Origin of the sequence: Roseofilum reptotaenium CS-1145 (genome assembly GCF_028330985.1) — a bacterium.
Classification (GTDB): domain Bacteria; phylum Cyanobacteriota; class Cyanobacteriia; order Cyanobacteriales; family Desertifilaceae; genus Roseofilum; species Roseofilum reptotaenium.
The window spans coordinates 1-11,108 of sequence record NZ_JAQMUE010000029.1; the positions used below are offsets into that span (position 1 = coordinate 1).

Below are 11,108 nucleotides of genomic sequence, written 5' to 3' on the forward strand. Positions count from 1 at the left end.
CAAGAATGGTCATATCCAATCATTTGGAAACTGAAAAACGGATAACGAGTGCGATCGCTCTAGGAAGTAACCTTGGTGACTCTCGCGCTACCCTAGAAAATGCCCTAAAAACGATTGACCAAACTCCTGGAATTACCATCACAACCCATTCGAGTTGGTACAAGAGTGCACCCATTGGCCCCTCACAACCCGATTATCTGAATGGCTGTGCCCTGTTAGAAGTGCAGCTAAGTCCCTACGAGTTACTCAAAACGCTGCTCAATATTGAAGACCAATTTGGCCGAGTCCGTCAAGAAAGGTGGGGTGCGCGAACATTAGATTTAGATGTACTATTATTTGGCGATTTAATTCTAGAGACGACCGATCTGCAAATTCCCCATCCTCGGATGACCGAAAGAGCATTTGTGTTAGTCCCATTGGCGGAAATTGCCCCAGACTGGATCGAACCGGTTTCTGGGGAGGCAATTTCTCAACTGGTTGAAAAGGTAGACTCTTCTGGAGTTAATTTATCCATCAAGCGGAACTAATCATCCGATCTGGCCCTCCTACATCATTGAGTAACTTGGCGTTGGTATAGAAGACTGAACGTTACTAGTGCCGATCGCATCATCAACTAGCCACTTGCACCGCACAAGTGCCTGTTTTTTGCGCTTCCAGAGCTTCAGTAAACGAATCAATGGCTTCTTGATAGTGGTGAAACTCAACCAAAATATTGCCCTTGAGTTTTAAGGCTTCTGGATGATTGGGTTGAATGGATAAAATATGATTGTAGGTTTCTAGGGCTTTTTCTGGGCGATTGAGGTGATCTAAAAGATAGGCAATTCTGAACCATAAATCTAACATTTCTGGTTCAACAGCTAAGGCTTGTTCGTAGGACGCGATCGCCTCCTCATATCGATTTAAGCTTTCCAGGGTAGCTCCACGGTTGCGCCATAACCCTTCTCCGTGTTTACCTAAAGACAAAGCAATATCATAACAGGCTAGGGCTTCCTGATGGCGATTCAATTTCGCTAAGGCTAAACCCTGTTTATACCAAGGCTCGCTATTCTGAGAATGGAGATTGACCGATTTATCATAGGAAAGGATCGCTTTTTCATACTCTCCTATCCATCCCAATAAATTGCCCCGATGATACCAAGCTTCCCAACTTTGGGGATTAAGAATCAAGGCGCGATCGTAGGAGTCGATCGCCTCTGCATAACGTCCTAACTTAGCGAAAGCACTCCCTTGATTATACCAAGCTTCATAGCGTCCCGGATAAATCGATAGGGCGCGATCGTAGGCAGTGAGAGCGCGGAGATAGTTCTCTAATTTACTGAGCGTATTGCCTAAATTATACCAGCCTTCATCCCGAGTCTCATCAATATCAATCGCTTTTTGATAGGCTTCTAGAGCGCGATAATAATGGTGTTGTTTCACATATAATCTACCGATCGCCAACCAGGTTTCATAGGAATCTGGCAGCCATTCCAAAGCTTTATGATAAGCCGCGATCGCATCCTCATAACGATGAACTTGGGTGAATTGCTTCGCTTGCCTGACATAATCTTCCATCGTCAACTCGTCCGGATTCACCACAGACTGCGGATGAGCTGAATCCGGAACTAGACTCCGATTTAACTGAGGAGGTAAAAAATCAGGCACTTCAGACGACAAATTCACCGGCAGAGCCTCCACCATTTGGGAAGGGCGTGTTTGGGACATTTCCTGGAATAAACTCTCTTTTTCCGCTTTCGTTTCCGTCAACATCTCCTGAAACTGACGCATCATTTGGCGCTTGATTTTCTCGAGTTCCTCTAGGGAAATCTGAGACTGTTGGGACTGTTCATGAACCGTGGTTAACTCATCGCGAATATGTTGTTTATATAAATTCAGATGACGGTATAACTCGCCCATCCAATCATCGGCTTTTAAATGATAATCCTTTAAATCTCGATCTAAATCGCTAAATCCTTCTAATTGGGAATGGATCAGTTTGACTAAATCTTGAACTACCCAACCTCGAATGAAGCAAAATAAAGCCATCGCCATAACTGGCATACTAACGATCAATACCATCAATAAATTTAAGACGGTAATCGTTCCTTCAATTTTTGGCAGGCGATCGTCCCCTCCGACTAAGGCTAAATTTTCCTGAGCAATAGAGGTATCAACCACCTGTGAAATCATGGTTTTCAGATGTTGGATATCTTCGTGAGATAGGGACGTGCGATCGAAGGGTTCATCGGTAGATTCTGCTACCGGAAGAACAACTTCTGGAGGGCTAATAGAAGCCAGGGCAACCGGCATTACCTGTTGCACAATCGAATCAATAAACTTAGGGTCTAAATCCGGTTTTTCGGTTTTTCCAGTATCTCCTATCGGTTGAATTGGAGATTGGCTCAGATTAGACGAAGACCGAAATTCCGGCCCGATCAAGGCCGCTAATGTAACAAGGGCAACGGTTGACATCCGCATAGCATCCACTCCCATTCATCTCCATGCGCTACTCCTTGATACGGAGTTTTGGATCGAGATCAGGATATGATCTGGGATGGGGGACGCGGAGACACGGGGACGCGGGGAAATTGCCTTTTGCCTATTGCCTATTGCCTATTGCCTATTCCCCACCCATTACCATTTTTAGAGGAGATCGGTTCATGAATCCAGCAGAGCGCATCGGGGGATTGTTATCAGAATCTGCGTTTGAGGTTTTGGGTAAAGCGAAAGCCTTAGAAGCGCAAGGACGCGATATTATTCACTTAGAAATTGGTCAACCGGACTTTCCTACACCTTCCCATATTTGCCAAGCAGCAACCGAGGCGATCGCCCAGGGCTATACCGGTTATAGTTTAACGTTAGGGTTGCCAGAACTGCGAGAGGCGATCGCCGCTCAGGTTAGCGAAACCCGGAAAATTCAGGTAGGGGGCGATCGCATTATCGTCACTCCAGGAGCCAAACCCCTACTCTTTTTCGGTATTCTAGCAGTGGTTAATCCTGGGGATGAAGTTATCTATCCCGATCCCGGTTTTCCCACCTATCGCTCCGTAATTCAGTTTGCCCAAGGTCGTCCCATTCCCTTACCCTTAGTGGAAGAGCGAGAATTTAGCTTTCGCATCGAAGATTTAGAAGGGCTGATTTCAGACAAAACCAAGCTATTGATCCTCAATTCCCCCCATAACCCCACGGGAGGATTTTTACCTTTAGCCGATTTAGAGGCGATCGCCTATTTAGCCATTAAACATAATTTTTATATCCTAGCTGACGAAATCTATTCTCGCCTGTTATATGACCATCCTCACTATAGTTTGCTCAGTCTACCTGGAATGGAAGATCGAACCCTCTTAGTCGATGGCTTTTCTAAAACCTATTCCATGACGGGATGGCGTTTAGGGTATGGCGTGATGCCCCAACATTTAATCAGTGCCTTAGAATTACTCATGCTCAACTCCAATTCTTGTACTTGTACCTTTATCCAAAAAGCCGGTATTGCCGCGTTGCAAGGTTCCCAAGAGTCAGTACAAGAAATGGCGAAATCTTTCCAGCATCGCCGTGAATTTCTCGTTGCTGGACTCAATCAAATTTCCGGTATTCACTGTCTCACTCCACCAGGCGCATTTTATGCATTTCCGAACATAAAAGAACTGCCCTTAAACTCTCAAGCGTTAGCCGATTATCTCCTCAATCAAGCCGGAGTTGCCCTCTTACCTGGAACCGCCTTTGGAAACTATGGGGAGGGCTATTTACGTCTCTCCTATGCCACCTCTTTAGAGCAACTCCAGCGTGCCCTAGAACGCATTCGGGAAGCCGTAGCAGCGCTTTAGAGCAGTAATATAGCGCTGAGATTTACCACTCCCTTAACGGGGTAGCTCAGATTGTTTCTGCTCGGGACTGCAAGCATCAAGAATGTCTGTCATTCGAGCGTCCAACTCACCGGGAGCCAACACCCCAGACTCGACTAAAATTTCTTCGAGCGCGGCTAACCAACGTTGGTAATAATCCCAACTCGGATCGTCTGTTCCATGCTCTGCTTCCCACTCCCCAATTTTGCCAATCAATTGCTGGCGAAAGTCTTCCCATTCGTAATGCCCCTGTTTAGAAAGGGCGATCGCCACCCCAAACGCTAGACGCTCCCAGTCGCGATCGAAATAGAGATGACCATCACGTCGAGGTGGCGCTTCCTCTGGCGAACCCATTAAGCTCGTCGCCGCAAAATGTTCAAATTTAGTGAACATAATTTTGTTCTGTCACTCGGATATCAACTTGGCACTCTTGCAGGTCTTATGCCGCTTTAGGCAGTGCAACGCCCATCATCGCTTCGGGGGTCAACAGAGAAGCTAGTTGCTCTTCATTCATGCCTTCCGTCCCCTCAGGACGCATGGGTAACACCCACCAACGAATCTGGCCACTCGTATCCCAAACACGAATTTCGACCGAATCATCCAGCTCAACCCCAAATTCCTTCAGCACCGTGCGGGGTTCCCGCGCCGTGCGGGCCCGGAAGGTGGGATCTTTATACCAGTAAGGCGGTAAGCCTAGCGTCGGCCAGGGATAGCAAGAACATAGGGTGCAGACAATCACGTTATGTACTTCAGGGGTGTTCTCCGCTACCCGCATGTGTTCCCCCTCTGCACCGGACATACCGGGGGGAAAGCCCATCTCATTACAGGCTGCGTTGCAGTCATTGACCAGCAATTCTTTAAATGCGGGATCGACCCAGGCTCTGGCAACTAACTTAGCGCCATTAAATGGCCCCATTTGGGTTTCAAAATAGCTAAGGATGTTATCAACTGTATCGCCAGCGATCACTCCTTTCTCAATTAGCAATGATTCCAGCGCTTTGACCTTGGCCGCACTGTAACGCTCGCGCTCTGGATCGTACTGGAAACCTTCGTAAAGACTTGGCATTTTCTTTCTCCTTAAGCAGCTTCAATATAGACTTCAAAAATGTCGTTGTAGTAAATCGCTTTGGAATCCAGCAGGGATTCATTCCAAAGGGCATCGGGCTGGAAACAAAGACTGTAAATCGGCATTGGCGTGCCAATGCCATCATCGGTTTTGAAGAAGTAAGTATAAACCCCTTCGTAAACCTTATCAACTACACCAATCCGATCGCGCAAATGTCCGGGTAAACGGGTATGATCTGCTGGAGGCACATCCTTAATGCGGACTTGGTCTCCAACTTTGAATTTGGGTTCCATCGCAACTGGACGTTTGGGGGAGTCACCTTCACGCAGGTATTTCTCAACCTGAGTGTCAATCGCCGGATTCCCACCTTGGGGCAGTGGGGCTTCAGCCTTGGCGCTGTCGGCTAAAATCTCAGCCGTGCGTGCATCTAGCTCTTCTTGGGTAATGTAGCCTTCTTCGACAAAAAAGCCAGAAATGCCGCCAAGCCATTTCTCGTAGTAACGCAACCGAAAATACTCAAAGGGATGCATCCCTTCGGCACCCTTGCGGAGATGTCCCCAAGTCCAAAAACTCTTGAATTCAGTGGGAACGTTTTCGATGTCATACGGCGATTCGGTGAGATGATTGCTTAATGCCATCATTGCGGTATGAATACCAAAAATGCGCTTTTCCCAGGGTTCGACAAAAACTTCCGTCTCAAAGTTGATTGGCCCTAGATTCTCTAAACCGCCTAAATTATGCTGTAATTTCATGGCTTTAACCCTTAGTTGATTAACAATAGCATTTCTTATCTTGCGATCGCGAAAAGATTCAGTGCAGTTCGCAAGCTAACCGACACGATCGCGAACCTGGCGCTCAAGCTGCGGTTTCCGGTGCTGTTGTCATGGCTTTCCCCCACAATTCTGAAAGGTAGCCGAAAATAGCACCCACGATCATGGCGGCGATCGCGATCGCGACGGGGTTTTCCAGGAAGGGGGAGGTCATTGGATTGCCCGTTACAGCAGCAGTCCCCACAGTTTGCGAAAATCCCCAAACAATCGCGGGTGTAATCCCGGCTGTAAAGGGGAGCTTGCTGGCTTGCACCATCGCAGCACTGCCAATACCCACGACAATCGCCGCTACAATCGGCGTTGGACCAATCAGCTCGATCGCCAGTAGGGATGCGCCAGCAATCAGAATCCCGGTAATGTTGCAGGCTACTGACTTCTTGAAGCCATCTACCCCTCCCCCAACAATAAAAAAGGAGGCCCAAGCCGTAAATGTTACCCACACGGGCAAAGGAAGAACCGTTGCTGTGAGGAAAACATCAATGCCTCCCAAGACACCAATACTGATGCTCAATGCTTCTGCTTGCTTCATGTTTATCACTCCTAATCGCTAGATTGCCAAATACTCGATCCACCAAGGGGCACATCAAACTAAACAAGCGTTGAATCCGTCTTGGAGATTCATTTGTTCGAGGTTGCGACCAATAAAGATCAGCTCGTTACGACGGGTTTCGTCCGGCTTCCAAGGCTTGCCCGGGCGACCGTCTAGGGTCATATGAACCCCTTGAAATACAAACCGGCGCTCCATATCGTGGGCGTTTAGAATGCCTTTCATGCGAAATAGATCGGGACCGTGGGCTTGGACTAACTGGTAGAGCCAGCGATTAATCTTGTCCGTATCGATTGCGCCCGGTTCGTTAATCGCAACCGAATACACCGAATCATCATGCTCGTGGGCCGATTCATCGAGAAATTCCGGATCGATCGCCAGGGCATTCTTGAGATCGAAAGATTGAACCCCCAAGACGGAATCCAGCGACAGATCGCAATAATTGGTGGTGTGGATTTTCGCGATCGCATTGATGCCGCGCACCTTCTGCTTCAGCGTTTCCAAACTATCGGGTGCAACCAACTCCGCCTTATTCAGCAGAATAATGTCGGCAAAAGCAATCTGCTCTTGGGCTTCTTCGCTTTCCCAATGCTGAGTAATATGCTTGACATCCACGACCGTGACGACGGAATCGAGCTGCGTTTGTCGAAGCATCACTTCATCTGTGAAAAAAGACTGAATCACGGGGGCTGGATCGGCAAGCCCAGTCGTTTCAATGAGAAGGTGATCGAAGCGATCGCGCCGATCCATTAAATTACCAATAATGCGAATTAAGTCCTCTCGAACGGTACAGCAAATGCAGCCGTTATTCATCTCTAGAACTTCTTCATCAGCATCAATGACGAGCTGATTATCAATACCAATCTCACCAAATTCATTAACAATGACCGCAACACGCTTGTTGTGCTCTTCCGTCAAAATTCGGTTTAATAATGTTGTTTTTCCTGCACCTAAATAGCCAGTAAGAACTGTGACAGGAACTTTTTGCGTTATAGCCATTACCCTTGTACGAGGATCGTATCAAAAAAATAAAGCTGCCGTTTGATCGAGATAAGGATCGAACACTGCCGAGCTTTAGTAAATCATACAGCCAAGTAATGAACCGTATAACGTATCACGATTTAAAAAGATTGCCATGAAAACTGTTGACAAACTTTAACGGGAAGTTCCCTCAAAATCTATTTAACCAACTTGAGCGATCGCTCAAGTTACTCCCCTTAATTCCCCCGTACCAAGCCGGAAAGCCAATAGAATTATTCCTTTTTCTCCATCATCTGTTGTGACATTTTCAATACTGTTTTGCGGGGAATAAACCGTACACTCAATTGAGTTTAAAGTCCAAAAGATACCTCATTAACTTTCACTAATTTGCCTTTCATCATCGCCTCATAACCACACGGAGTAAAAGACTCAGCGGATGCAGCTTAGTTCCATAAGGTGTTGCCTTCCAGGTCTCCTGCTGCTACAAAAGCACTAGCCACAGCGCCAGGGCAAAGGGCCGTTGAGGTAATATTAGTATCCAAAAAGTTTTGGGCGATCGCCTGGAAAAAGGAAACCACAAAAGCGATGGATCTATCATGCCGTTCCTGGCAATGAGGGCACATAAACGATCGCACTGATATAGCAGAGAAAAGGAGAGTTAGGACATTCTCTATTGCGATTCGTGCCTATTGCCTCAAACCATAACCTAACTGTCGTAACCAACGCTTTCTCTGCTATAGATCTTTTCTAGTGGCAATAGGATGTTGGAGCAAAGGTGAGAAGAAGAGAAGAATCACCCAATCTCCAAATAAACCTTGCACTCCAACTCGGCTTTGTATTTGAGCAGGGTACAGAATTGACCCCAGCTCACATTGCTGATTGCTTCGGCAAGGTTGTGATTCTGCACCATGTTTTTAACTGCTAGATCCTCCACCACAATCACATCGTCTTTGCAGGTAATTCTACTGTTCTAGGGTTGAGATTAACTAGGAGTTGGTTTCGCCAGATTCGGGTAAGAGCCAATTCATCAGGACTCCAAAGATACCGGATAAACCAATTCCTTCTAGGGCAAATTCTCCAGCTTTTATGCTCAGTCCGCCAACTCCAAAAACCAGGATAATGGAAGCGATCGCCAAATTTCGAGGTTTCATTAAATCTTCTCTAGAGCGAACCAGACTATTCATCCCCACTACCACAATTGTCCCGAACAAAATCACCAGAATTCCCCCCATAGCGGGTACGGGGATGGAGCGCAAAAAGGCCCCCAGTTTACCTACAAAGGCGAGTACAATCGCCAGAATTGCAGCCCAAGTCATGATACCGGCATTAAAGATTTTAATTAAGGCAACGGCTCCCGTCACTTCTGAGTAGGTGGTATTGGGCGGACCTCCCAAACAAGCCGCTAGACTGGTGGCGAGACCATCTCCGAGTAGGGTACGATGAATGCCAGGGTCTCGAAAGTAGTCTTTTTGAGAGACAGCACTGATGGCTAGGATATCGCCAAAGTGTTCAATGGCAGGGGCGATCGCGACGGGTACAATAAAGAGAATGGACGGTAAATGGAATTTGGGTAAGGTACATTCCGGCAGCGCAAACCAAGGAGCTTGAGCGATAGTGGTTAGATCGACCATTCCTAATGGAAATGCCACGATATAACCGACGAGTAAACCGGTCAAAATCGGCACTAATCTTAACCAGCCTCGACTGAATAAGACAGTTAATAATGTGGCTAGTAAAGCGCTGCCAGAAACGGCTAGAGCGGCTCCTTCACTGTATCCTTCACCTGCATTCGATGCCATCTGAATAGCAATGGGGGCAAGAGATAATCCAATCACCATAATTACCGGCCCCGTAACAATGGGCGGTAACAGCCGTAGCAAAAATCCAGAACCGCGCCATACAATTAATAAACTCAAGAGTAAATAAACGACACCCGCAGTCATTAATCCCGATAACGTTTCGGGTAACCCGTACTTTTCTACTCCCAGTTGAATGGGGGCAATAAAGGCAAAAGAAGAAGCTAAAAAAACTGGCACTTTCCCCCCAGTTACCCATTGAAACACCAAGGTTCCCAAACCAGCCGTTAATAGGGCAACATTCGGATTCAATCCGGTTAAAATGGGCACTAAAACCAAGGCTCCAAAGGCAATAGAGAGGATCTGAGCGCCCAAGGGAAAATAACGCCAACTAAAGCGATAGGCAGTTGGGTCGATCTCGGTTTCTTGGGTTTCTGGGTTAGGATTAGGAGGTTCAATCATCAGCGTTTAGTCTAGAATTCAAGATTAATATTGTATTATAGTGATATGGTCGTTTGCGGTAGGGAATAGGGAATAGGCACTCTAGCAATAGGCACTCTAGCAATAGCTTTGATTGCTTAGGGTCTAAGCCTTCAAGTTGTACTTGATAGAAAAGAGAATCCTTGGGGACAACCTTCTCGCTTCGTGCAAGCTTCGTCAATGCGGGGAATAGACCTCTTGCATAATTGTGCAGAAAATAAATGGCAATGGAGGAATCCGGCATTCTTACCCCTATTCCCTATTCCCTATTCCCTCACCTTCTGCAAGAAGTCTAATGACTCTAGTTGTTACTAAAGAAAGAAGAAGAGCTAAACAACCCTTTGACAAATTTAGCCATCTCTTTAGATGGATTCCGTTCGTTAAAGAATTCTTGGGTACTTATTTTTCGATCCCGAAATCGTTTAACAAAATATCGAATATCTTCTAGCTTTTCTAGACGAGAGTGACTTTTTCGTTTCATGTGGGCAATCGGATTTATTCCTTTTTCTCGCAGAGAGTGATAGGTTTTGACGACTTTTGCTTCTGGGGTGCGGCGCTGCACTTTCCAATCCTCTTTGAGAGTCTGGTACTGTCTCTTCAGGATTTGATTTTCTTGTTTCAATCGATTCACCTGTTGCTTTAAATCCAGGTTATCGTTTTGGTTAATTACCCTGATTTGCCCGTGATGGTATTGCGATTCAATTTGGATTAACTGAGCTAAGTCTCCAGCTTGATAAGCTTGGTTAACTTCTTTCATGACTTCCGTGTAGTAATCCCGGTCTTGATGATGGCTGACTTTATCTGGATGGAAAACCGACGCAAGTTGCAAAAATTTTTGTCGAACTTGACTTAAATCCTGATTATTGACATTTTGCCAAGGGATGTTCTCTCGATTGTCTTGCATGGGTTCGTCTATGGATTCTTGGGTCTTGAGCCGATTGCTAATCCAACCCATTTTTTGGATACTTTCGTAAATAAACAGAACTTTTTGCGTTTTTTTACGACTTAAGCCACGGGTTCTGAAGATATCTTCAAATAACTCATGAATTTGTTGGTCAACCCGATCGATTTCTGTTGAGATTGGCTCTAGGTTCTGAGCCACTTTAGGAAGAATTTGCTCTTGCTCTTGTTCAAAATCATCGATTTTCTGTTGTTGCTTTTCTATTTTTTTTAACAGTTTCAGGCGATCGCGGTTAAGGGTATGGATTTGCTCCTGGAGTTGATTGACGGATAAGGAGGAAGAGGGAGAGGGTGGGGGTTGCATACAGACTTTTCAAACCAATTGTTCAATTAGGGTGATTCTGGTTCAGATTCTAAGGGGTTTTCCGGGTTCTGGCTCTCCTGTTCTTGAGCCGCTAAACCACTTAATCGTGCTTGAGCTTTACTCCAATAGGAAATGTTTTCCAGATGCTCCGGTTCAAGTTGCAAGGCCCGATCGCAACAAGTAATATCAAGTCCGAGGAATCAGCTAAAATAAAAAGGCACAGCATCAAACCTAGTCATGCCAAGACGAATTCAGATAGTTGCACACCATAGCATAGAGGAACTCTTCCAAGCTTATCAGGAAGCCAAAGAAGCTTGGAAGAG

Annotated in this window: 12 protein-coding genes and 1 pseudogene; 2 read left to right on the forward strand and 11 right to left on the reverse strand. The window is 46.2% G+C overall.

The window, feature by feature from the left end:
- Nucleotides 1-5: 5 nt before the first annotated feature.
- Nucleotides 6-527, forward strand: a complete 522-nt coding sequence (gene folK, locus PN466_RS04020) for a 2-amino-4-hydroxy-6-hydroxymethyldihydropteridine diphosphokinase (protein ID WP_271937191.1) — start codon at nucleotides 6-8, stop codon at nucleotides 525-527.
- 82 nt (nucleotides 528-609) lie between these two features.
- Here the strand turns inward: folK and PN466_RS04025 are convergent, their stop codons facing one another.
- Nucleotides 610-2,472 carry a tetratricopeptide repeat protein gene (locus tag PN466_RS04025; protein ID WP_271937169.1) on the reverse strand — a complete coding sequence of 621 codons (1,863 nt, stop codon included), beginning with the start codon at nucleotides 2,470-2,472 and terminating at the stop codon, nucleotides 610-612.
- Nucleotides 2,473-2,639: 167 nt separating this feature from the next.
- Between PN466_RS04025 and PN466_RS04030 the strand changes: the two genes are divergently transcribed.
- Nucleotides 2,640-3,803: a pyridoxal phosphate-dependent aminotransferase gene (locus tag PN466_RS04030; protein WP_271937171.1), complete on the forward strand. Its 1,164-nt coding sequence runs from the start codon at nucleotides 2,640-2,642 to the stop codon at nucleotides 3,801-3,803.
- 33 nt (nucleotides 3,804-3,836) lie between these two features.
- On the opposite strand, the gene PN466_RS04035 is transcribed toward PN466_RS04030, so the two are convergent.
- The 10 genes and pseudogenes from PN466_RS04035 to PN466_RS04080 all read right to left on the reverse strand — a co-directional run bounded on the left by PN466_RS04035 (nucleotide 3,837) and on the right by PN466_RS04080 (nucleotide 10,949).
- Nucleotides 3,837-4,214 (reverse strand): nitrile hydratase accessory protein, encoded by a 378-nt coding sequence (locus PN466_RS04035; RefSeq protein ID WP_271937174.1) that lies wholly within the window; start codon nucleotides 4,212-4,214, stop codon nucleotides 3,837-3,839.
- A 46-nt stretch (nucleotides 4,215-4,260) separates the two neighbouring features.
- Nucleotides 4,261-4,887, reverse strand: a complete 627-nt coding sequence (gene nthA, locus PN466_RS04040) for a nitrile hydratase subunit alpha (protein WP_271937176.1) — start codon at nucleotides 4,885-4,887, stop codon at nucleotides 4,261-4,263.
- A gap of 11 nt (nucleotides 4,888-4,898) precedes the next feature.
- The gene (gene nthB / locus PN466_RS04045) at nucleotides 4,899-5,639 is read right to left on the reverse strand and encodes a nitrile hydratase subunit beta (RefSeq protein ID WP_271937177.1); all 741 of its coding nucleotides are present in this window, start codon (nucleotides 5,637-5,639) and stop codon (nucleotides 4,899-4,901) included.
- A gap of 103 nt (nucleotides 5,640-5,742) precedes the next feature.
- Entirely contained in the window at nucleotides 5,743-6,246 is a 504-nt protein-coding gene (locus tag PN466_RS04050) for a DUF1097 domain-containing protein (protein WP_271937178.1), read from the reverse strand.
- A gap of 54 nt (nucleotides 6,247-6,300) precedes the next feature.
- Entirely contained in the window at nucleotides 6,301-7,263 is a 963-nt protein-coding gene (locus PN466_RS04055; RefSeq protein ID WP_271937180.1) for a CobW family GTP-binding protein, read from the reverse strand.
- Nucleotides 7,264-7,688: 425 nt separating this feature from the next.
- Entirely contained in the window at nucleotides 7,689-7,823 is a 135-nt protein-coding gene (locus PN466_RS04060) for a hypothetical protein (RefSeq protein ID WP_271937182.1), read from the reverse strand.
- A 218-nt stretch (nucleotides 7,824-8,041) separates the two neighbouring features.
- Nucleotides 8,042-8,209, reverse strand: a pseudogene (locus PN466_RS26190) (RNA-guided endonuclease TnpB family protein); the annotation flags it as partial.
- A 22-nt stretch (nucleotides 8,210-8,231) separates the two neighbouring features.
- Complete coding sequence (locus PN466_RS04070; protein ID WP_271937184.1) at nucleotides 8,232-9,503, reverse strand: uracil-xanthine permease family protein; 1,272 nt, start codon at nucleotides 9,501-9,503, stop codon at nucleotides 8,232-8,234.
- A 319-nt stretch (nucleotides 9,504-9,822) separates the two neighbouring features.
- A complete protein-coding gene (locus tag PN466_RS04075; protein WP_271937187.1) occupies nucleotides 9,823-10,785 on the reverse strand; it encodes a hypothetical protein in 963 nt (320 codons plus the stop codon).
- Between the two features lie 26 nt (nucleotides 10,786-10,811).
- On the reverse strand, nucleotides 10,812-10,949 hold the full coding sequence (locus tag PN466_RS04080; protein WP_271937190.1) for a hypothetical protein: 138 nt from the start codon (nucleotides 10,947-10,949) through the stop codon (nucleotides 10,812-10,814).
- Between the last annotated feature and the right edge of the window lie 159 nt (nucleotides 10,950-11,108).

Excerpts from the sequence above, each read along its gene's own strand:
- folK (WP_271937191.1), top strand. The coding sequence starts at position 6 with ATGGTCATATCCAATCATTTGGAAACTGAAAAACGGATAACGAGTGCG.
- PN466_RS04025 (WP_271937169.1), bottom strand. The coding sequence starts at position 2,472 with ATGGGAGTGGATGCTATGCGGATGTCAACCGTTGCCCTTGTTACATTA.
- PN466_RS04030 (WP_271937171.1), top strand. The coding sequence starts at position 2,640 with ATGAATCCAGCAGAGCGCATCGGGGGATTGTTATCAGAATCTGCGTTT.
- PN466_RS04035 (WP_271937174.1), bottom strand. The coding sequence starts at position 4,214 with ATGTTCACTAAATTTGAACATTTTGCGGCGACGAGCTTAATGGGTTCG.
- nthA (WP_271937176.1), bottom strand. The coding sequence starts at position 4,887 with ATGCCAAGTCTTTACGAAGGTTTCCAGTACGATCCAGAGCGCGAGCGT.
- nthB (WP_271937177.1), bottom strand. The coding sequence starts at position 5,639 with ATGAAATTACAGCATAATTTAGGCGGTTTAGAGAATCTAGGGCCAATC.
- PN466_RS04050 (WP_271937178.1), bottom strand. The coding sequence starts at position 6,246 with ATGAAGCAAGCAGAAGCATTGAGCATCAGTATTGGTGTCTTGGGAGGC.
- PN466_RS04055 (WP_271937180.1), bottom strand. The coding sequence starts at position 7,263 with ATGGCTATAACGCAAAAAGTTCCTGTCACAGTTCTTACTGGCTATTTA.
- PN466_RS04070 (WP_271937184.1), bottom strand. The coding sequence starts at position 9,503 with ATGATTGAACCTCCTAATCCTAACCCAGAAACCCAAGAAACCGAGATC.
- PN466_RS04075 (WP_271937187.1), bottom strand. The coding sequence starts at position 10,785 with ATGCAACCCCCACCCTCTCCCTCTTCCTCCTTATCCGTCAATCAACTC.